The 20915-nt window shown below is 41.9% G+C and carries 22 protein-coding genes and 1 tRNA gene; 11 read left to right on the top strand and 12 right to left on the bottom strand.

Annotation, left to right across the window (positions count from 1 at the left end):
- The 3 genes from kbl to EW142_RS13635 all read left to right on the top strand — a co-directional run bounded on the left by kbl (nucleotide 1) and on the right by EW142_RS13635 (nucleotide 5457).
- Nucleotides 1-1194: a glycine C-acetyltransferase gene (gene kbl / locus EW142_RS13645; RefSeq protein WP_130614733.1), complete on the top strand. Its 1194-nt coding sequence runs from the start codon at nucleotides 1-3 to the stop codon at nucleotides 1192-1194.
- Between the two features lie 113 nt (nucleotides 1195-1307).
- Nucleotides 1308-2666: an OmpA family protein gene (locus tag EW142_RS13640; RefSeq protein WP_130614731.1), complete on the top strand. Its 1359-nt coding sequence runs from the start codon at nucleotides 1308-1310 to the stop codon at nucleotides 2664-2666.
- A 16-nt stretch (nucleotides 2667-2682) separates the two neighbouring features.
- A complete protein-coding gene (locus tag EW142_RS13635; RefSeq protein WP_240740218.1) occupies nucleotides 2683-5457 on the top strand; it encodes a PD-(D/E)XK nuclease family protein in 2775 nt (924 codons plus the stop codon).
- 3 nt (nucleotides 5458-5460) lie between these two features.
- Here the strand turns inward: EW142_RS13635 and EW142_RS13630 are convergent, their stop codons facing one another.
- From EW142_RS13630 to EW142_RS13620, 3 genes are all read right to left on the bottom strand, one after another.
- The gene (locus EW142_RS13630) at nucleotides 5461-6171 is read right to left on the bottom strand and encodes an SDR family oxidoreductase (protein ID WP_130614729.1); all 711 of its coding nucleotides are present in this window, start codon (nucleotides 6169-6171) and stop codon (nucleotides 5461-5463) included.
- 76 nt (nucleotides 6172-6247) lie between these two features.
- Nucleotides 6248-6321, bottom strand: a tRNA-Ala gene (locus EW142_RS13625).
- A gap of 57 nt (nucleotides 6322-6378) precedes the next feature.
- The gene (locus tag EW142_RS13620; protein WP_130614727.1) at nucleotides 6379-7176 is read right to left on the bottom strand and encodes a universal stress protein; all 798 of its coding nucleotides are present in this window, start codon (nucleotides 7174-7176) and stop codon (nucleotides 6379-6381) included.
- Nucleotides 7177-7229: 53 nt separating this feature from the next.
- On the opposite strand from EW142_RS13620, the gene EW142_RS13615 reads away from it, so the two are divergent.
- From EW142_RS13615 to EW142_RS13600, 4 genes are all read left to right on the top strand, one after another.
- Nucleotides 7230-7730, top strand: a complete 501-nt coding sequence (locus EW142_RS13615) for a GNAT family N-acetyltransferase (protein ID WP_130614725.1) — start codon at nucleotides 7230-7232, stop codon at nucleotides 7728-7730.
- A 12-nt stretch (nucleotides 7731-7742) separates the two neighbouring features.
- Entirely contained in the window at nucleotides 7743-9077 is a 1335-nt protein-coding gene (locus EW142_RS13610; protein ID WP_130614723.1) for an MATE family efflux transporter, read from the top strand.
- Between the two features lie 25 nt (nucleotides 9078-9102).
- Complete coding sequence (locus EW142_RS13605) at nucleotides 9103-9870, top strand: enoyl-CoA hydratase/isomerase family protein (RefSeq protein WP_130614721.1); 768 nt, start codon at nucleotides 9103-9105, stop codon at nucleotides 9868-9870.
- A gap of 162 nt (nucleotides 9871-10032) precedes the next feature.
- Complete coding sequence (locus tag EW142_RS13600) at nucleotides 10033-10800, top strand: UDP-2,3-diacylglucosamine diphosphatase (protein ID WP_205783279.1); 768 nt, start codon at nucleotides 10033-10035, stop codon at nucleotides 10798-10800.
- Here the strand turns inward: EW142_RS13600 and EW142_RS13595 are convergent.
- From EW142_RS13595 to EW142_RS13585, 3 genes are read right to left on the bottom strand one after another with little or no spacing between them, the layout of a single operon-like run.
- Nucleotides 10797-12053 carry an MFS transporter gene (locus EW142_RS13595; RefSeq protein WP_130614719.1) on the bottom strand — a complete coding sequence of 419 codons (1257 nt, stop codon included), beginning with the start codon at nucleotides 12051-12053 and terminating at the stop codon, nucleotides 10797-10799. The two genes, EW142_RS13600 and EW142_RS13595, sit on opposite strands and share 4 nt — an antisense overlap.
- Before the next feature lie 5 nt (nucleotides 12054-12058).
- Nucleotides 12059-13747, bottom strand: coding sequence for a single-stranded-DNA-specific exonuclease RecJ (recJ, locus tag EW142_RS13590; RefSeq protein WP_130614717.1), 1689 nt, complete (start codon nucleotides 13745-13747; stop codon nucleotides 12059-12061).
- A gap of 57 nt (nucleotides 13748-13804) precedes the next feature.
- Nucleotides 13805-14227: an OsmC family protein gene (locus EW142_RS13585; RefSeq protein WP_130614715.1), complete on the bottom strand. Its 423-nt coding sequence runs from the start codon at nucleotides 14225-14227 to the stop codon at nucleotides 13805-13807.
- 55 nt (nucleotides 14228-14282) lie between these two features.
- Here EW142_RS13585 and EW142_RS13580 point away from each other — a divergent pair, with 55 nt between their 5' ends.
- Together EW142_RS13580 and EW142_RS13575 are read left to right on the top strand one after the other, a co-directional pair.
- Nucleotides 14283-14885: a carboxymuconolactone decarboxylase family protein gene (locus EW142_RS13580; protein WP_130614713.1), complete on the top strand. Its 603-nt coding sequence runs from the start codon at nucleotides 14283-14285 to the stop codon at nucleotides 14883-14885.
- Nucleotides 14886-15000: 115 nt separating this feature from the next.
- On the top strand, nucleotides 15001-15570 hold the full coding sequence (locus tag EW142_RS13575) for a DinB family protein (protein ID WP_130614711.1): 570 nt from the start codon (nucleotides 15001-15003) through the stop codon (nucleotides 15568-15570).
- An 84-nt stretch (nucleotides 15571-15654) separates the two neighbouring features.
- Here EW142_RS13575 and EW142_RS13570 read toward each other — a convergent pair whose 3' ends face one another.
- Nucleotides 15655-16002: a hypothetical protein gene (locus tag EW142_RS13570; protein ID WP_130614709.1), complete on the bottom strand. Its 348-nt coding sequence runs from the start codon at nucleotides 16000-16002 to the stop codon at nucleotides 15655-15657.
- 622 nt (nucleotides 16003-16624) lie between these two features.
- Here EW142_RS13570 and EW142_RS13565 point away from each other — a divergent pair.
- Entirely contained in the window at nucleotides 16625-16876 is a 252-nt protein-coding gene (locus EW142_RS13565) for a hypothetical protein (protein WP_130614708.1), read from the top strand.
- A 374-nt stretch (nucleotides 16877-17250) separates the two neighbouring features.
- On the top strand, nucleotides 17251-17835 hold the full coding sequence (locus EW142_RS13560) for a Crp/Fnr family transcriptional regulator (RefSeq protein ID WP_130614706.1): 585 nt from the start codon (nucleotides 17251-17253) through the stop codon (nucleotides 17833-17835).
- On the opposite strand, the gene EW142_RS13555 is transcribed toward EW142_RS13560, so the two are convergent.
- The 5 genes from EW142_RS13555 to EW142_RS13535 form a co-directional block, all read right to left on the bottom strand.
- Nucleotides 17825-18400 (bottom strand): uracil-DNA glycosylase family protein, encoded by a 576-nt coding sequence (locus EW142_RS13555; RefSeq protein ID WP_130614704.1) that lies wholly within the window; start codon nucleotides 18398-18400, stop codon nucleotides 17825-17827. The genes EW142_RS13560 and EW142_RS13555 overlap by 11 nt on opposite strands.
- Before the next feature lie 94 nt (nucleotides 18401-18494).
- Nucleotides 18495-18968 (bottom strand): YHS domain-containing (seleno)protein, encoded by a 474-nt coding sequence (locus EW142_RS13550; protein ID WP_130614703.1) that lies wholly within the window; start codon nucleotides 18966-18968, stop codon nucleotides 18495-18497.
- A 33-nt stretch (nucleotides 18969-19001) separates the two neighbouring features.
- On the bottom strand, nucleotides 19002-19361 hold the full coding sequence (locus EW142_RS13545) for an SPW repeat domain-containing protein (protein WP_130614701.1): 360 nt from the start codon (nucleotides 19359-19361) through the stop codon (nucleotides 19002-19004).
- Nucleotide 19362: 1 nt separating this feature from the next.
- A complete protein-coding gene (locus EW142_RS13540) occupies nucleotides 19363-19716 on the bottom strand; it encodes a hypothetical protein (protein WP_130614699.1) in 354 nt (117 codons plus the stop codon).
- 78 nt (nucleotides 19717-19794) lie between these two features.
- Complete coding sequence (locus EW142_RS13535) at nucleotides 19795-20862, bottom strand: helix-turn-helix domain-containing protein (RefSeq protein ID WP_130614697.1); 1068 nt, start codon at nucleotides 20860-20862, stop codon at nucleotides 19795-19797.
- Nucleotides 20863-20915: the final 53 nt, after the last annotated feature.

Below are 20915 nucleotides of genomic sequence, written 5' to 3'. Positions count from 1 at the left end.
ATGTACGGAAAATTTAAAAATCATCTTGCCCAAGAAATCGAAAGTATCAAGGAAGCGGGGCTATTTAAAAAGGAACGAATTATTACTTCTCCCCAAGGGGCTGTAATTAAAATTTCAACAGGACAAGAAGTGATTAATTTTTGTGCCAACAATTATTTAGGGCTATCATCACATCCCGAGGTAATTCAAGCGGCAAAAGATACCTTGGATTCACATGGTTTTGGCATGTCTTCAGTCCGGTTTATTTGTGGCACCCAAGATATTCATAAGGAGTTGGAACGGCAGATTGCCGATTTTTATGGAACGGAAGACACCATTTTATACGCCGCCGCCTTTGATGCCAATGGAGGTGTTTTTGAACCCCTCTTAACGGCAGAGGATGCCATCATTTCCGATTCTTTGAACCACGCCTCCATTATTGATGGCGTAAGGCTCTGCAAAGCCAAACGATACCGATATGCCAATAGTGATATGGCTGATTTGGAAGTACAGTTAAAACAAAGCATTGAAGATGGTGCCCGATTTAAGATCATTGTGACCGACGGTGTGTTCTCCATGGACGGCCTTTTGGCCCCTTTGGATAAAATTTGCGACTTGGCCGATAAATACGGGGCTTTGGTTATGATCGATGAGTGCCATGCCACCGGTTTCATTGGCGAAACAGGCAGAGGTACCCTGGAAGAAAAGGGGGTCATGGACCGTATTGATATTATAACCGGCACTTTGGGAAAAGCTTTGGGCGGGGCAATGGGTGGCTATACTACTGGTAAGAAAGAAATTATTGAATTATTGCGACAGCGATCACGTCCTTACCTATTTTCCAATTCTTTGGCGCCCAATATTGTTGGTGCCTCGATAAAGGTGTTCCAGTTGTTAAGCAACGACACCTCCTTAAGGGATAAACTACAAGAAAACACCGCATACTTCAAAAAAGGACTTAAAGAAGCAGGTTTTGACATCATTGACGGCGATTCCGCGATTGTACCTGTTATGCTCTATGACGCCAAACTATCACAAAAAATGGCCGATATGCTCCTAGATGAGGGCATTTATGTTATAGGCTTCTTCTATCCTGTAGTACCAAAGGGGAAAGCAAGAATACGCGTGCAGCTGTCTGCCGCCCATGAAAAGGAACACTTAGACAAAGCCATCGAAGCTTTCATTAAAGTAGGCAAGGAGTTAAAAATCGTTTAACTGCTTATTTTTATCTATGTAATGCGTTAAAAAAAAAGAAAATTTGATTTTGTTAATAGTTTTTAACAACTTACATTTGCAGCTGATAAACACTTAAACTTAAAATTTTGAGCATGAAACATCTTAGCAAATTATTGGTTGTTGCCCTAGTGTTTATAGGTATCAACAACATCCAAGCGCAAGACGAGAATAATCCATGGCAGATCAGTTTCGGTATCAATGCAATCGATGCATATCCAACCGGTGATGATGACGCTAGCTTTCCAACAGGAAGCCTGTTTAGCGAATACTTCAACGCCAACGATCACTGGAACATCTTACCTTCTGTATCGTATGTGTCTGTTTCTCGATACATAGGGGATGGGTTCTCTGTTGGAGCTAGAGGTTCCCTTAACAGAATTAAAAACTTGGGTGACGTCAGTGTAGATGATTTGTCTCACTATGCAATAGATGGTACTATCAAGTACAACATCCTACAAAACACAAAAATTGACCCATTCGTAGAAATCGGTGGTGGTTATACCTGGGTTGATGAAATCGGAGCAGGAACATTCAACGGTGGTATCGGTGTTAACTACTGGTTCACCGACAACCTTGGTGTTACTCTTCAAACTTCTTACAAGCACGTATTCGAAGATTACTTGGTTAAGCATTTTCAACACCTAGCAGGTATCAATATCCGTTTCGGAGGTACTGATACTGATGGTGACGGTATTTATGACAGAGATGATGCTTGTCCAGAAGTAGCTGGTCTAGAAGCTTTCAACGGTTGTCCTGATTCTGATGGCGACGGTATCGAAGATGGTAAAGATAGCTGTCCAAACGAAGCCGGTTCAAAAGAATTGAACGGTTGTCCTGATGCTGATGGTGATGGCATCGCTGACAAAGATGATGCTTGTCCAAACGAAGCTGGTCTTGCTGCTTTAGCCGGATGTCCTGATGCTGACGGTGACGGAGTTGCCGATAAAGATGATCAGTGTCCAAACGAAGCTGGTCCTGCTGAGAACAACGGATGCCCATGGCCTGACACTGACGGTGACAGCGTATTGGACAAAGATGATCAATGTCCAGAAGTTGCTGGTACTGTAGCCAACAACGGTTGTCCAGAAGTTACTGAAGAAGTTCAAAAGCAATTGAACGACTACGCTAGAACTATTTTGTTCGATACTGGTAAATCTTCCATCAAAGCTGAGTCTACTTCTGTAATGGTTGATATCATTCAAATCTTGAATGAGTACCCAACCGCTAAGTTTACAGTAGAAGGTCACACAGATAGCGTAGGTAGTGCTAAATTGAACCAAACACTTTCTGAGTCAAGAGCTAACGCTGTTAGAGATTTCTTGATTGACAAAGGAATTGGTGCTGGTCGCTTGACTGCAATTGGTTATGGTGAAGACAAGCCAATCGCTACCAACAACACAAGATCAGGTAGAACACAAAACAGAAGGGTTGAAATCAACCTAATCAAATAATAGGAAATACTTTTCCTTGAAAAAAGGCTCTGCAAATGCAGAGCCTTTTTTATTTTTAGGCATGGACCAAAGTTTTCTTGAACATGTTTTAGACGATTTAAAGGAAAACGGATATGCCATTGAATCCTGCACCTACATTCTTCCCAGCAAGCGTTCAGGATTTTTTTTGAAGCAGCACCTAAGTAAGCGGCTTGATAGAACCGTTTTTGCCCCGCGAATTCTTTCCATTGAGGAATTTGTAGAAGAAATCGCTGGCGTTAAAAATACCTCATCCTTAGAATTAATCATTGAGCTCTACAAAGCCTACCTAGCTGTTACACCCAAAGAACCAGATGATTTCGATTCCTTTTTAAAATGGGGCCAAACATTACTACAAGACTTCAATGAAATTGATCGATATCTTATTCCTCCAGAGGACATTCTTAACTATTTAGCCGCTATTAAGGAAATCGACCACTGGTCCTTGAAAAAGGACAAGACCGATTTGGTCAAGAACTATCTGTCCCTTTGGCAAGGACTCCATAACTTGTATGAAGAATACACCTCTCAGCTTCTTGACCAAAATATTGGATACCAAGGTTTAGTCTACAAGAAAGCAGCTCAAAACATTACAAAATATACCCAAAACACCATTAATTCCACCTTGGTATTTGTAGGTTTCAATGCATTGAACACAGCTGAATCCGATATCATTCAACATCTTCTTGGGAACTGTTCGTGCGAAATCTATTGGGATATGGATACGTATTTTCTGGAAGATTCCATACACGATGCGGGACTTTTCATTAGAAATTATCTAAAAGATTGGCCCTATTATAGAAGTAATAAACCCAAAGGGCTACATAGTAGTTTTGTCCTAAACAAAGACATCCAAATCACCGGTGTACCCAAAAGTATAGCTCAAGCCAAATTTGTGGGAAACATTTTGGAGGACCTCAACAAAGGGAATACATTAAATATCGATAAAACAGCCTTGGTTCTGGCTGATGAAACTCTATTGACACCTATTTTGCATGCCCTTCCACAGGCCGTCCCAAAAGTTAACATTACCATGGGCATGGCGCTGCAAAATACTCTTCTTTATTCCTTCATTCAATCTTATTTTGAATTGCTTGAATCCAAAAGCGATAGAGGTTGGTTTCATAAAAGTGTGTTGAAGTTTTTATCAAATCCCTATTGTCAAAAAATTTCCGCCTCTCTAGATATTGATTTCGTTCAGGAAATCACTTCGGTGGTCCATGCCCACAATATCATTCACATTACTGAAACACAAACATCCCAATATTTTAATTCTGAAGAACTCTTTCAAGCTTTGTTTCCTTCGGAAAAATATGCGTCAGCGCTAATCGTTCAGCATCTCCATTTTTTGATTGACCATCTAAAGAGCATCTTTCAGAAAGAAAAGGACGCATTGGAACTGGAATACCTTTATCGCTTTCATTTGGTGTTTAATCAGCTTAAAAACCATCTTGAGTCCGTAAGTTTTATCACCGACATTAAATCCCTGAAAAGCTTTTTTAAAGCACTTGCCACTTCGGAGCAAATCGATTTCATTGGCGAACCCCTATCGGGTTTGCAAATTATGGGTATGTTGGAGAGTAGAAACCTCGATTTCGAAACGGTAATTCTTACTTCGGTAAATGAAGGAATCTTGCCAACGGGAAAGAGCAACAATTCTTTTATCCCGTATGATGTAAAACGGGAATATGGCCTACCTACTTTTAAAGAAAAAGATGCTATATACACCTACCATTTTTACCGATTGATTCAACGGGCCAAAACAGTTCATTTAATCTATAATACCGAACCCGATGTACTGGAAGGTGGAGAAAAGAGCAGATTGATTTCGCAATTGATGACCGACGAAACCATTGCTCCCTTTGTGACCCATACCGTGGCTTCTCCCCGTCTTGTTGTAGTTTCGGAAAAGCCTAAACAGATTGCGAAAACACCTCGACTATTATCAGATTTGGAAAATCTGGCCCGTAAGGGATTTTCCCCTACATCACTAACCAATTATATAAGAAATCCTCTTGACTTCTATAAACAAAATGTTTTGCGGCTTGATGATGCCAGTATGGTTGAAGAAAACATTGCCGCCAATACGTTTGGTACAATTCTACACGATACCCTTCATGCGCTATACGAACCTCTCATAGGTAAAACCTTGTCTGAAGGTGATATAAAGGAACTCAAACCAAAAATAAATGGCGTGGTACAAAGCTTCTTCCAAAAACACCTGCCGGGGGCCGATGTCTCTAGGGGCAGATTCCTTTTGGTACTTCGTGTTGTAGAAAAGTATATTGGTTCTTTTTTAAACCTAGAACTTCAGGAACTAAAAAATCATACCATTAAGATTCTTGCTCTCGAGGAACGCTACGAAACGATTTTGGACGTTTCCGAACTGAAATTCCCAATCAAAATCAAAGGTTTTATTGATAGAATTGACGAATATGATGGGCTTGTTCGTATTGTTGATTACAAAACTGGGGTTACCCAGGCCAGCGATGTCAAATTCAAGGAGGGGGAAGAGCTTTTCAGCAATGCAAACAAAAACAAAGCTTTTCAATTGATGTGCTATAGCTATCTCTACTCTAAAAATCAATCCCAACAAAGTTTGAAAGCCGGTATCTACGCCATAAAAAACTTGAAGAATGGGTTCCTAAACCTAACACAAAACAGGCTAACCATAATAGATCAACAAGCTCTACTTGACTTTGAAATGCGTTTAAAACAGCTGATACTCGAAATATTCAATCCGGATATTCCCTTGATCGAAAAAGAAGTATAGCCGCTATTTCAAATCAGGTCGGGTGGGCCTCACCTCAATTTTGCTAGGCAAAGTTCTGGGATGCATCTTTAAAAGGTCTATCACCAGTTCCCCAATATCCTCGGGTTGTATTTTCCACGCATCCTTCTCCGAGGGTTCATTATTATTAAAATGAGTCGCAACGGATCCTGGCATTATCGTGGTCACCTTGATATTGTATTTTCTCAAATCGAGCATGGCCGCTTGTGTGAATCCCACCACTCCAAACTTAGTGGCATTATATCCTGCACCGGAGGCAAAAAAGTTGGTCCCAGCCAAGCTCGCCAAGGTCATATAGTATCCTTCCGATTTCTTCAACGCCTCCACGGATGCTTTGAGCGTGTGAAAAACCCCATTAAGATTAATGTCAATCATTTGGTGCCATTTATCGTCGGACATTTCATCAATTGGAGCAAAATGGCCTACACCGGCATTGGCCAGAACAACATCCAACCGGCCCCAAGTTTTTAAAATCTCCTCAACCGCAGCTTCTTCATCCTTGATTCTTGTAACGTCCGCTTTAATGCCCAAAACATTCGCAGTATTTCCCAATGAAGCCAGGGTTTTGGAAACACTTTCATCACTTCGGCCGCTTATGGCCACCTTCATACCCTGCTGAAGCAAACTTTGTGCTACACCAAGTCCGATTCCCTTGGTTCCTCCAGTGATGTACACCACTTTTCCGTTTAAGTCCATATTGCTTTTATTAGTAGATTAATTGCAAAAAGAAAGGTTCTAAAAACAAAAACCATCCTTTTTCGGGATGGTTTTGTGGAGAATACCGGATTCGAACCGGTGGCCTCTTGCATGCCATGCAAGCGCTCTAGCCAACTGAGCTAATCCCCCAAAAAGTAAGCGCAAAGGAAACACATTTTACCAAAGTTTCAAAATATGGTTCTCGAGTTAATCCTTTTTAACACTTAAGATCAAAACCGGAATGGGGACAAAAAACTCTGACTTAGGAATTGTGTTTTTCTCCCATAATTTTTTAAAGAAGCCTCTTTTTTTCCGAAATACACAAAGCAAATCGGGATGTTGGTTTTGGAAGTGTTCCAACACACCCAGATACGTGTTTCCATTTTCGGTAATGGTAAGGTTCTTACTTAAATCTAGAAGAGCCGTGTTTACTTGAAGATCTTCTTCTGAATAGCCCGGGCGTTTTACCAATAACAAATTGATTTCTGCGCGGAACTTATCTTTTATGGCAGCCAGTGGATTCAAAACCCGGTTCCTTTTTAAAATTCCCGACCCAAAGGCTGTCATGATATGCTTGATGGGTTTGAAGGCGGTTCCTTTGGGTACAATTAAAGTTGGAATATCGGTCTGTTTAACAATTCTTCCAGTCGTATTTCCCAAATAAAGCTCTTCCTTGATATCGTTACTTCGTGGCGCGATAATGATCAAATCAATACCAAGTTCTTTGTTAATATCCTCCAAGCCATCAATGATATCGCCTTTATAGGTGGCAATCTTGATTTCGACACTTTTGGTTTCAACCTTTTCAATAATTTCCTTGATATGCTCCAAACTACTCTGCACCACCCTTTCCTCAACATTTCGGAGACTTGCCGCTGTACTGGATACCGAAATTACATCCATCACAAAGACCTTTGAGCCAAATTTTGAAGCAAAATCAATAGCGTACTGAAGCGTGTCAACAGCATTGGGAGAGGTTCCGATAGGTACAAGTATGTTATTCATAGTATGGTGGTTGATATTATAGTTTAAATTTACAATTTAATTGAAATCAATCCATGATAAGACCTGCAAAGATATCTGAAATTGCTGATATTCTTACCATTACCAAGGCTTGTGCAGAAAAGATGAAACAGAACGGCATCTTTCAGTGGAATGAACATTACCCTAGTAAAGGAGCTTTTGTTCATGATGTGGAACGAAATGAGCTTTATGTTAAGATTTTTGAGGGCAAGGTAATCGGCGCCATTACAATTTCAACACATATGGACGACGAGTATATTCCCATACAATGGCTGACTCCCAATGGGAACAACACCTATATTCACCGTGTGTGTATCCATCCTGACCATCAAGGGAATGGCTTTGCCCAAGAAATGATGGACTTTGCGGAGGACCTTTCGAAAAAAAATGGCTTTGCCTCGGTTCGCTTGGATACCTTTTCCCAAAATAAAAGAAACCAACAATTTTACGAACAGCGAGGCTATGAAAGGTTAGGGGACATCTTCTTTCCAAAACAAAGTACACACCCTTTTCATTGTTATGAACTTGTACTCTAATCTGGGCCTATCTTGAGGACATCGGTAAATTTCAAGAGCATCAATCAGCTAGCTGTGCCTGCTACCATTTCAGGTATTGCAGAACCCTTGCTTTCCATAACCGATACCGCCATTGTGGGAAACATCCCAGTGGATGGTCTGGAATCTTTGGCGGCAGCCGGAATAGTTGGTTCCTTCCTCTCGATGCTTATTTGGGTATTGGGACAGACCCGAAGTTCCATATCGGCCATTATCTCACAATACTTGGGTGCTGGGAAAATAAAGGAAGTAGAAAACCTGCCCGCCCAGGCTATTTTCTTCAACATTTTACTCAGTGTGGTAATCTTGGTTTCAACCATTTTCATCATAGAGGAAATTTTTAGCCTTCTTGAAGCCAAAGGACGAATCTTGGAGCTCTGCGTATCCTATTATTCAATTCGTGTTTGGGGCTTTCCCCTTACACTTTTCACTTTTGCCATATTCGGAATATTCAGGGGGTTGCAAAATACGTTTTACCCCATGGTTATTGCTATAATTGGAGCAGTGCTCAATGTCATCCTTGATTTTATTTTGGTTTATGGTATTGATGGTTTCGTTCCCGCGCTCTATTTGGAAGGAGCGGCATGGGCAAGTTTGATATCCCAGGCTGTTATGGCCTTACTGGTGTTTATCCTTCTACTGAAAAAAACCAATATTCGAATGCGGTTGGTCTTCCCATTGAACAAAGAACTCAAGCGGCTCATCTTCATGAGCCTGAACTTATTTGTTAGGGCCTTGGCTTTAAATGCGGCCTTGATCATAGCAGTGAGAGAGGCAACTGCCTTAGGGGATAAGTATATAGGAGCCCATACCATTGCCATTAACCTCTGGCTGTTTGCCGCTTTTTTTATTGATGGCTATGGTGCCGCCGGAAACAGTATGGGCGGCAAGTTATTGGGTGCCAAAGACTACAAAGGACTATGGAAATTGGCAAAGAAAACCATTCAATACGGCCTTACCGTCAGTGCCGGACTTATGATCATAGGCATCATTTTTTATAAGCCTATCGGAAACATATTTTCAAATGAAATAGAAGTGTTGGAAACTTTTTATGGGATATTCTTTGTCATGATTTTGGGTCTTCCCATGAATACCCTGGCCTTTGTCCTCGATGGTCTTTTTAAAGGCTTAGGGGAAATGAAATATCTGAGAAATGTGTTGCTTACTGCGACATTTTTGGGTTTTATTCCCGCTTTGTATTTAGGAAAGTTCTTGGGATGGGGCTTCTACGCCATCTGGATTGCCTTTATTGTTTGGATGCTGATTCGAGGGTTGGCCCTAGTCTGGAAATTTAGACGAAAGTTCAAGCCCTTGGTGCAAAACACTTAATTTTGCTAACTGATAATTACACAAAATGCCAACAGACAGACCCAACGGGAGCCTATATACCAAAATTCAAGACCGAATTGCCACAGTTGAGTTTGGCCACCCTGCCAGTAATTCTTTTGTGTCCGAATTGCTGCAACGCCTAACCGCTGAACTTCATAGCTTGGGTAAAAATGATGAGGTTTCGCTCATTGTATTGAAATCTGAAGGTAATCGCGCATTTTGCGCTGGGGCCTCTTTTGATGAGTTGGTGGCAATTTCAAATCTGGATGAGGGAAAAGCTTTTTTTAGTGGCTTTGCCAACGTTATCAATGCTATGCGAAGTTGTGGCAAAATAATAATAGGAAGGGTTCAAGGTAAAACCGTGGGAGGTGGAGTAGGTTTGGCAGCGGCTTGTGATTATGTTTATGCCACAGAGGCCGCCTCGGTAAAACTATCAGAAGTTTCCATCGGCATAGCGCCCTTGGTCATTGCTCCCGCTGTGGAACGCAAGATAGGAAAGGATGGCCTGGCGGAACTCGCTCTACATCCAACTGAATGGAAAAACGCGTATTGGGCCAAAGAAAAAGGACTTTTCTCCAAGGTTTATGGATCTATCGAAGAAATGGATAAGGAATTGGAATTCCATGCCCTCAAGTTGGCATCCTTCAATCCCGAAGCACTGGCCGAGATGAAAAAAGTTTTATGGGAGGGCACCAATGACTGGGACACTTTACTTTTGGAAAGAGCGGCAGCATCTGGTAAATTGGCTCTTTCCCCCAACACAAAAGAAGCTCTCGAAAAATTTAAAAAATAGTCCATGGACCTTCTCAATTTCTTGAACAGCGATATTGTACTTCCCATAGTGGCCTTTTTGGTCATAGTGGTTTACATTGCCACGCGCATTCGAAATCGAAGAAAATTCAAACGCTAAAGCAACAAACCCTTTACAGTACGAACTTTGTATCTTTAGATTCAAATGAAAAACCTGATTCTTCAAGAAGGCAAAAAGGTCTATTTCGCAAGTGACAACCACTTGGGGGCGCCCAATCGAAAAGCTAGTCTTCCCCGTGAAAAGCAGTTTGTTGCTTGGCTGGATGCCATAAAAGCAGATGCTGGGGCCATTTTCTTGATGGGCGATCTTTTTGATTTTTGGTTTGAATACAAAACCGTTGTTCCCAAAGGTTTTACAAGAACTCTGGGGAAGTTGGCAGAATTGACGGATTCAGGAATCCCCGTTTTCTATTTTGTAGGCAATCACGATCTATGGATGAATGGCTATTTTGAAGAAGAGCTTAACATTCCCGTATATCATAGACCACAGCATTTTTCTATTAATGACACTTCCTTTTTTATAGGTCATGGAGATGGCTTGGGGCCTGATGATAAAGGTTTCAAACGCATGAAGAAAGTCTTTACCAATCGGTTGGCGCAATGGCTTTTTCGCTGGTTGCATCCTGATTTGGGCGTGCGTTTGGCGCAACACCTTTCCGTCAACAATCGTATCATTTCCGGAGAAGCCGATGCCAAGTTTCTGGGTGAGGATAAAGAGTGGTTGGTTCTGTACGCCAAGCGAAAGCTGGAACAACAACACCATGATCATTTTATTTTTGGGCATCGCCACCTACCTCTTGAAATCAAGATTAGCGAAACTTCCACCTACACCAATCTGGGAGATTGGATTTCCTATTTTACCTATGCGGTTTTTGATGGAAACACGCTAGCACTCAAAAAATGGGAGGATTAACTGTCTTCATGCTCATCCACATCCTTACGTAGGTCGAGCCTCCTAAAGCTTGGGGAAACCAATCCGGTTACTCCCACGGTCAATAATGTCATCACTCCACCAAACACAACTGCGGGAACCGTTCCTAAAATTTTGGCGGCAAGGCCACTTTCAAACGCACCAAGCTCATTGGAGGAACCCACAAAAATTGAATTCACCGAAGCCACTCGACCTCTCATATGATCTGGCGTCTTGATTTGAAGAATGGTTTGGCGTATGATCATGGACACGCCGTCGACCGCTCCACTCAAAAACAAGGCTATCACAGACAGCCAAAACAATTTGGACACCCCAAAAACGATAATACAGATTCCAAAGGCGAACACCGCCAGCAACAACTTCTTACCAGCTTTTTTATACAAGGGGAAACGTGTAGATCCCAGCATGGTTATGGAAGCTCCAACCGCAGGGGCGGCCCTCAAAATTCCGAATCCTTCTGAGCCTACATGAAGAATGTCTTGGGCATAAATAGGTAAAAGGGCCACGGCGCCACCGAACAAAACAGCAATCATATCCAAGGTCAAGGCGCCGAAAATAGCTTTGCTGTTGAACACAAATTTGAGACCATCTTTTAAACTCTGGAGAACAGGTTCTCCAATTTTTGGATTTAAAATGGGCTTTTGTGGAATGCGAAACAAAAACAACAAGGCCAACAGCGAAAAGCCAAAAATCACGCACATCGACCAATGCACCCCAATCCAGCTAATGGAAAAACCAGCCAATGCGGGACCCAAAACTGAGGCCAATTGCCATGTGGAACTACTCCACGTGGCCGCATTGGGATATATTTTCTTCGGGACAATCAAAGCAATCAACGAGAAAATGGTGGGGCCAATAAACGCTCTGACCAATCCTCCCAAAAACACCAAAGCATAAATGGTATACAGAATGGTCTTTGACGAAAGCTCCTGTTCCAGGCTTGGACCACTGATCAGAAAAAGGCCCAAACTCACCAATGAAAAGCCCAGAATGCACTTCACCAAAAGATTTCTTTTTTCCTTTTGATCCACCACATGTCCAGCGAACAAGGCCATCGAAACCGCAGGAATCACCTCCATAAGCCCAATGATTCCTAAAGACAAAGGGTCCTTGGTCAAAGAATACACCTGCCACTCAATGACAATAAATTGCATGGACCAAGCAAAGACCATGGCAAAACGGACCAATAGAAATATGTTGAATTCTTTATAGCGTAAGGCTGCGTATGGATCCATAAATCCTATCGAATATCCCTAAGTTTTAGTTGCAAGCTGATATTTCCATTCCATTCATTCTCATCTACTGAAAAGGCTATATCAAAGGGTTTTTTATTTTTTATTTTATCAATCTGATCTCCCAAATTAAAGCCGATGGCCATTTTAGGGGAGCTTCTTCTTTGCGAAATTGAGAGTTTAAGGTGCTTTTCATCCTCTCCAACTCCTTTCCCAAATCCAGTATCTTGTACATCGTTGGCCATAAAAACCGGGGTCATGTTTCCAGGGCCAAATGGTGCAAACTGCTTCAGGATTCGATAGAGTTTTGGCGTAATCTGACTCAGTTCGACTTGTGCATCAATCAATTGTTCCGGTTCCAAAAGTCGTGGATCAATCGTTTCCGAAACCACTTTTTCGAACTGGGATTTAAAGGTTTCATACTGCTCCTCAAGAAGCGTAAGTCCTGCAGCGTATTTATGCCCTCCAAACTGTTCCAAGCAATCCGAACATCCTTCCAGTGCTTGATACACATCAAACCCTTTTACCGATCGGGCCGAAGCCGCCAGTTTATCACCACTTTTGGTAAAGACCAAAGTAGGGCGATAATAGGTTTCCGTGAGACGGGAAGCCACGATTCCAATAACACCTTTATGCCAGTTTTTATCATAGACCACCGAAGTAAACCGCTCTTCTTCCCCGTTCTCCTTGATTTGCAACAAGGCTTTTTCTGTGATCTCTTTATCGAGCTGGCGACGGTCCGTATTGAACTGCTCAATTTCTTGGGCCCATTGCCGTGCCGAAGCCAAATCCTTTTCAACCAGCAGTTGTACCGCATGGTCCCCATGCTTCATGCGTCCTGCCGCATTGATACGTGGCGCAATGATAAAAACCACATCGGTAATGGTCAAGGTCCTCTTCTTGATTTGCTCAATTATGGCCTTAAATCCTGTTCTTGGGTCGGAATTAATGACCTCCAGTCCGAAGTAAGCCAAAACCCGATTTTCGCCAGTGATAGGAACAATATCGGCGCCAATAGCGGTGGCTACCAAATCCAGATAAGGGGTTAAATCCTCAATGGTTTTGCCTTGGTTTTTGGACAAGGCTTGAATCAGCTTAAAGCCTACCCCACATCCGCAAAGTTCTTTATAAAGATATTTACAATCCTCGCGTTTCGGGTCGAGAACCGCCACAGCCTCTGGCAAATTAGGCCCAGGTCGGTGGTGGTCGCAAATGATGAAGTCAATACCCAATTCTTTGGCATAGGCCACTTGTTCGACCGCTTTTACCCCGCAATCGAGGGCAATAATCAATGAAAAATCATTGTCCGCTGCAAAATCAATCCCTTGCAGGGAAACTCCATAACCCTCGGTATATCTATCCGGTATATAGGTCGCCACTTGAGGATGATTTTCTAATAGAAAAGAAGATAAAAGTGCCACAGAAGTGGTGCCATCCACATCATAGTCCCCATAGATCAAGATATTTTCTCCCTGGTCTAGAGCTTTTTCAATGCGATGGACCGCTTTGTCCATATCCTTCATCAAAAAAGGATCGTGGAGATCATTTAATTGAGGACGAAAGAACTTCTTGGCTTCTTCATAATTGGTCACCCCGCGTTGCAATAACAATTGGGCCACCAGGGGATCCACTTGAAGTTCCTGGGATAATTTTTGAATGTCGTCGAGTCGGGGGTTTGGTTTTAGGGTCCAGCGCATAGATAGGATTTTTGGTTGGATGTTAAACAATATCGTCTTGAGGCTGGTACTAAAAATCTATTTTAAGTGAAAAAAAGTTTTAATTTCTAATTGGGCAAATCTTCGGAACATTTCCATGACTCCACAGTATTTTTCGACGCTAAGGTCAACCGCTTTTTGCAGTTTCTCTTCTTTGAGATTGGAACCATAAAAATGATATTCGATGCTCACAGCATCATAATATTTTGGATGTTCATCCGTCAAATTTGCAATGGTTTCTATATGAAAATCATCCACTTCCAACTTCATCTTTTTGATAAGCGATGCCACATCTAGCCCTGAACAACCGGCTAAACTTGATAACATAAGTGCCTTTGGTCGTAAACCTGAGCCCTCGCCCCCATCTTCGGGAGACGCGTCTATCTTAAGATTTAAGCCAGAGGGGTTGTTGCTTTCAAACGCCATTCCGCCCACCCATTTGGTGGAGATATGATTTGTCATGCAGTCAAATTTTTGTTTCTTGTAATCCTCAAAAATACAATTTAAAAACGCATCTATGGCCCTAGTAAATCCTTTGGATCCCAACCATGATCCCGACACCAAAAAGTTAGCTGAATTCTTTAATGAGACCTTGGGATTTTGTCCCAATTCGGTCTTGACCATGCAGCACAGACCTACCATTTCCAAAGCTTTTATCAACCTCAACAAGGCCGTGATGGCCAATGAGGGAAGGGTGACCTCGGCACTAAAACGCATGATTGCCTGGGTGAGTAGTAATGCCACAGGGTGCCGCTACTGCCAAGCTCATGCCATACGCGCAGCAGAACGTTATGGGGCGGAACAAGAGCAATTAGACAATATTTGGGAGTACAGAACCCATGCTGCTTTCTCAGAAGCGGAAAGGGCTGCTTTGGATTTTTCCTTGGCCGCATCCCAGGTGCCCAACGCCGTAAATGCTGAAATAAAAGAGCGACTCTACGAACACTGGAACGAAGGCGAAATTGTGGAAATGTTGGGGGTAATCTCTCTGTTCGGATATCTCAACCGTTGGAACGACTCCATGGGCACCTCCATTGAAGAAGGGGCTGTGGAAAGTGCCGACCAATACTTAGGAAAACACGGTTGGGAAAGAGGAAAGCATGATGGGAGTAAATATTAGATGTCTGGTGTCTGGTGTCTGGTGTCTGGTGTCTGGAGATAAAAATTCTTGACCTGCATCAAGTTTTAAATCATATTCCTACCTGAACTTTGTTGTAATCAAAAAACGAGCAGTCATGGCAAGCTTGATCCTTACCCCAGAAAATCAAATTCAGCGGTTGAATGGGATTCTGAACAGGGTTCAGTCCCTAAGGGAATTGGATATTGCCCATCTCACCACTGCACCTCGGCCAAAATCATGGTCGGTTGTTGAAGTTTTGGAACATCTCAACATGGCCTATCGCATTTACTTGCCCAAAATTGATGACACCCTTTCCCAATCCCCTGACCTAAATAAAGAATCTGAAGGGTTTAAAGCCCGGGGGTGGCAAAAATTTGTGATTGAAGGACAACGCCCAAAGAATGGCAAGCGCAAATGGAAAATGAAGACCCTAAAGCGTTTCACCCCGATATTTGATTCGGCGGACCTGACCCAAGAAAAAATGGATTCGGTATTTGGCCAGTTTTTAGAACTGCACCATCATTTGAAACAATCCATTCTGGCCAGCAGGACCAAAGATGTTTCCAAAGTCACTTTTTCATCGGCCGTTGGTAGTATTGTCCGATTTTATCTGCCCGAGGCTTTCGAGTTTTTGCTCTGCCATATGGAACGGCATATGGTGCAGATTGATGAGATTTTCGAGTGATCCTCCAAAAATATTAATCCATTTTTGAGTTACACTTATCGGTCTTGGCCATGATTTCGTAGCGAAGCTATGAGATAGCCATTGTTACCCAACGTTTTTTACTCCCATCTTGCTCTCAATCCAATCGTGGAAGTAAATAATCAATCCAATTATAAAATGATAACCAATTAGCATTTGTCCCAAAAATTCAGTCGAGTTACTGGAATACAAACCAAATAGTCCCGAAACTAGATGATAACCAGCAAATAGGAAAAGTGCAATATTTGATTTACTAGTTAAAATCAAAAAAATGCAAATGAGTTGGAATAAAAACCTACCGATTTGGAAAGGAAGTCTTTCTCCCCCAATTTTATTATAAACCAAGACCATTAAAATTACCTCAACAATTAGGGTAAGAACTATTGCCAAAATTAAAACGGGTCTCTCTTTCATGTTTTTTAGTCCGTCCGAGTGAGGAGTCCGTCAGCGCAAGAGTTGAGTCTGAGTGAAGTCCATCTACACAGATTTATGTAAGTTTAAATTCCATTATTTGGTCAAGCGCAGACATAATTTGATAAGATTTGTAAACTAAATCCAATTAATATCGAGGTAAGTCCAACCTTTGACCAGAAATTATATCTTTTCCACTTCTTTATATCATCATGATTTGTTTCTTGGAAGACCATCAAAACGCTCCCATCTTTACTAACATCTGATGGCAGTCCAAATTTGAAAAGAAGTAATACTCCGATTATGTCAAAAATAAGTCCGACGGTGTTTATAGTAGTGCTTGTCATTTAAATGTTGAGTAACTTTTAAGATATTGCTTGTTTTGATGAGCTATATCGCCCGATACGTGAAGTTACCCGTTTTGTATTAAAAATCCCACCATTCTATTTTAAACTGTATCTTTAAAGCGCGAAACGTATTATCTAGATGCCTACAACCTCTGTGCGTCTTAAATAGATTAAAAGGATAGGCAAATGGGTGCAAGTCCCTAGACCATTCAAGGCATCGCTTTGATACGTTTCGCGGTGACCTATCCTCATTTATTAATCTATTTAATCTTTTATTTATGCGAAACGTAGAAGATGGTCAGTCATGCCCGCGATGCAATGCGCACATGACCAAAACGCTGAATCCAGCACAGCGCAAATTGTTGGAATATTTGGATGCCCTCGATGGCCCAGACCGGGTAAAAGCCTTAAAATGGGTGCACGATGTGGCCCTTTACGACTCCCACGAACCCTTGTACAGAAAAGAAAAAGAGGCGCTCTACCAAGTCAAGGTGCTGTGGCAGCTGATTGAGGATACTTTGCCAGGGTAAAACTAAAATAGCTCCTTCCCTTGGCATGGAAAAAAGATTTCAACCAAAGGTTGGAAGGGGGTAGGTTTCAAAAGTGAAGAAATGCGTCATTCTGAATGTATTCTCAGAATCTCACCAATGGGATAACCAAAACTTGTGGGAAACTGAAACGAGTTCAGTTTGACGCCCCCCTCTGCTAAATATTTGGAAGGGGGAAGGTTTTTAAAAAGCTCAGAAATACGTCATTCTGAATTCATTTCAGAATCTCACCAATGGGATAACCAAAAAGTGTGGGAAACTAAAACGAGTTCAGTTTGACGGCCCTCTCCGTCCACTTTACCTAAATATGAGGAGGAGTTTTATGTCTTATTTTTGAAGAAAATACCCTTCCAAATATGGATGATGAGATTTTTCTTCAGCTAAAGGCATTTTTTCCTCAGGTTAGTTTAACCGAACAGGAAGCGCATCATTTTAAATCGCTTTGGTCGGTAAAGACGTTTAACCAATACGACCTTATCACGGAAGCCGGGAGTGTGGAGCGCTATTTTTATTTTGTGCTGGAAGGCGTGCAGGCCATTTACATTTTAAACGAGAAAGGAGAGAAAGTAGTTCTGGGCTTTTCGTATTCCGGAAGTCCCTCAGGAGTTTTTGATTCTTTTATCGCCCAAAGCCCGTCCCTTACCTTTCTGGAAGCCTTAAAACCTTCCAAAATGCTGGCCATAACACTTTCCAATTACCAAAGTCTGTTTGAAAACTATCCCGACTTCCATAAATGGGGGCATCAATTCTTTCAAGACATTTTGTTCGGGAGGCTGTACCGCGAAGTGGAGTTGTTGACCTTAACGGCCGAACAGCGGTATGTTGCCTTCATGCAGCGTTGCCCAGAGGAACTAAAGGTTATTCCGCAGAAATATCTCGCTTCCTACCTTAACATGAAACCCGAAACCTTTAGCAGATTGCGTGCTTCGGTCATGTATTGAGAATACTTGAGATTCTTGATTTAAACAGGGGTATGACCTCTTCTTCAAACCAAGGGTTTTTTGCTAACCAAAACCGGTTTCTAGGTGAGGGATGGGGCAACACAAAATAGTCTGGGGCATAGTTTTTATAGTTTCGAACGGTTTCTGTGAGGTTCTTTTCCCGTCTATCTTCCAAATAATGCCTTTGGGAATATTGTCCTATCAAAATAGTAAGTTGAATATTGCTCATTTGTTTCAAAAGCAAATCGTGCCATTGCGGGGCACATTCAGGGCGTGGTGGCAAATCCCCAGATTTTCCTTTTCCGGGATAGCAAAACCCCATGGGCATTTGGGCAATTTTGGTTTCGTCGTAGAACACCTCATCGGCAACCCCCATCCATTTTCTGAGCTGTTTGCCACTCTGATCATCCCAGGGAATTCCACTTTGGTGCACCTTGGTGCCCGGTGCATGGCCAATAATCAAGATTCTTGACTTTGGATGCGCAGCAACAATGGGCCTTGGACCCAGAGGCAAATGCGCCTTGCATACCTCACAAGCGCTAATATTTTGAAGAAGTTGTTTCATCCACTTAAAGCCTTAGCAGTTTTCAATTATCCAAAAATAAGGGATGCAATCACCAAAATGTGACTGCACCCCTTCACAACCAATCAAGAAAAAACTAGTTATAGGTATTTTTAAGCTTGCTCCAGTTGCCATTGGCCTTGCTCACCAACTTGTTGTGATTGTTTTCAGCCAACCAAAGTTGTTGGGCATCCAATTCCAAATTGTAAAGGAACAAGAAGTACTTTCCATCCTTCACGATGAATTTGTTGGGGTCAGGTCTGAACTTTGCCCCCGCATATACCCCGAAGGCACAATACCCGCCATATTGAGGCAAATATCTGTTAGGATTTTTGTCAAACTTCTTTTTCTGTTCCGCAGTGGTAAAGTAGTAGGCCACTTTGTTGTGTTCCGATTTGAACTCTTTCAATCCCTTTTGGGCAATTCCCAAATCCAAATAGGAAACTGGGCTATAGCCTTGAAGGGCGATGTTACTGTTGTCAATGTTGTTTGCTTTTTTGTCCTGCGCAAAGCCTGTAGCGCTTATCGCCAAAGCAAATAGGATTACTGTTGTTTTAATTAAATGTTTCATTGTTCTGTTTTTAATACGTGTTTACATGTTGATTTATAATTCTTCTTTTGTTGCACTCAGGGAGACCACGGTAAAAACCACCGCAGCGTTTACCCAATAATAGTGTGCGTCCAAGCCTTGAAAGCCAAGGGCAAAGGGAACCGCCATAAAAGCTATGGCCACCATTAGATCTATGGCCAAGTGTCCTTGAAAAGGAATGGTTCGCAGCGCTCCCAGCTTATAATCCGTTAAGGCACTTACCACCAAAACCGCGGTTCCTGTCATCACCGATATCCAGAGGGCCAAATTGTTGGTCCCACCGAGCCCTAGTAAAAAGGGCGCCAAAATCAAACCGATTCCGGCAGAATAATCGGCTACGCCGTGAAGTGTTGGAGATATACATCTGAACTTCATTTTACTGAGCGTTGAAATATTCTTCCTGTACTACTTCTCCTTTATCATTCCAGATACGCCGAATGATCTCATGCCAATACACCGTACTGTTGTCCTTCATATTGAAATCAAAAGTGAATTCCGAAGCAGATACATTTCCATCCACAATGGTGTGGTGATGCGTGATTGCGTTCACTTGAGCGATTGCTCCGGCGAAGCCTTCCATTTTTTCAACCATTTGTTGTTTGTTCGTGGTTGCTAGTCCATTATAGTCGGACGTTGTGGCGTCTTCTGCAAAAAATTGTTTTACTGCATCTACAATGGCTCCTTTGCTTACAATGCCATCCATTTCTGTGGCTAATGTTTTAATATCCATTCCTATTATTTTTAATGATTAAACAAATTTTAGTTTGTAATTACATTGCAAATTTCAGGGGAATCGGAAGCGGGATTGCTACAAAAAAGGAGCCTTTTCTTGTACTTTTTGAAGAAGAAAGTCTGTTGGGCTAAGTCCTACATAGCGTTTAAAAAAGGAAGAAAAATGGTTGGGTTCCTCGAATTTGAGGTAAAGGGAAACCTCTTTAACGGAAGCGCCTTGCCAGAGAAGTTTTTTAGCCGTAGTGATGATTTCATGTCGGACCAACCTCCCAAAAGAATCGTTCATTTTGGATGAGGTTTTTTGGGCAAATGTCTTTGGCGATAAATTCATTTTGTCGGCATAAAATGCCAAGGAACGCTCAGAAGTATGATGCTTTTTTAGAAGGTGGAGTAAATCCTCAACAAAGGAATCCCTTTTTTCGAAGTCAAAGTTGCTTCGATATGCAATAGGGCTTGTACCTGTGTTGGTTTTAAATATCCTATTGAAATAGGCAGGGTCCTTGTAGCCCATTTCATATGCTATTTCCTGAATGTTTAAATCGGTAAATGCGACCTTCTTTTTGCTTTCGGTAATTCTTTTGTTTTCCAGAAGATTCTTTATTGTGATGCCCAGTTTTTCCTTTACTAGATTTCTTGTATGACCCACTGCGGAATTTACTTCTTTTTGAAGGTCTTGTATGGTGATTCGATTTGCGAATTCCTTATCAATGATCTCTTTTAAATCGAAAATCAACCGATATTCATCCCTGCTTGCATTGAAGGGGTTTTGTCCGTACCATTGTTTTAAGGAGACATCAAGTACTTCGTTCACATTGTCTTCAAGAAGTGAAGCTGTTAGGTGATTCTGGCCTTCCGTTCGTTCATCACAATTGATATAGCCCAAGGAAACTAAATGTTTAAACAACACCCTGGTCTCATGGTTCTTAAAAACATTTTGGGCGGGAAACTCCATTTTCAGTACTCGAAAATCGTCCGATAGGAATTTGATGTACTGCCCTTTTTCCAAATAAATGGCCTTGCTTTTCCAGTCGCCATAGTTTTTGAAATCAACCTGAATTTTTCCACTTCCCGAAAGGATATGCAATACGGTGTGGCTATTGATAAAATACACCTTGTTGAATTGAGGATGGAAATTCTCGGCCATGCAGTTGGGTTGTACCTAAATAGGTCGGAAAGCCAAGTCAGAATTAACACCTT

Origin of the sequence: Flagellimonas allohymeniacidonis (assembly GCF_004296335.1) — a bacterium.
In the GTDB taxonomy this organism is placed as follows: domain Bacteria; phylum Bacteroidota; class Bacteroidia; order Flavobacteriales; family Flavobacteriaceae; genus Flagellimonas; species Flagellimonas allohymeniacidonis.
The sequence above is the reverse complement of the archived record's forward strand: the minus strand, read 5'-3'. Positions and strand labels throughout refer to the sequence as shown.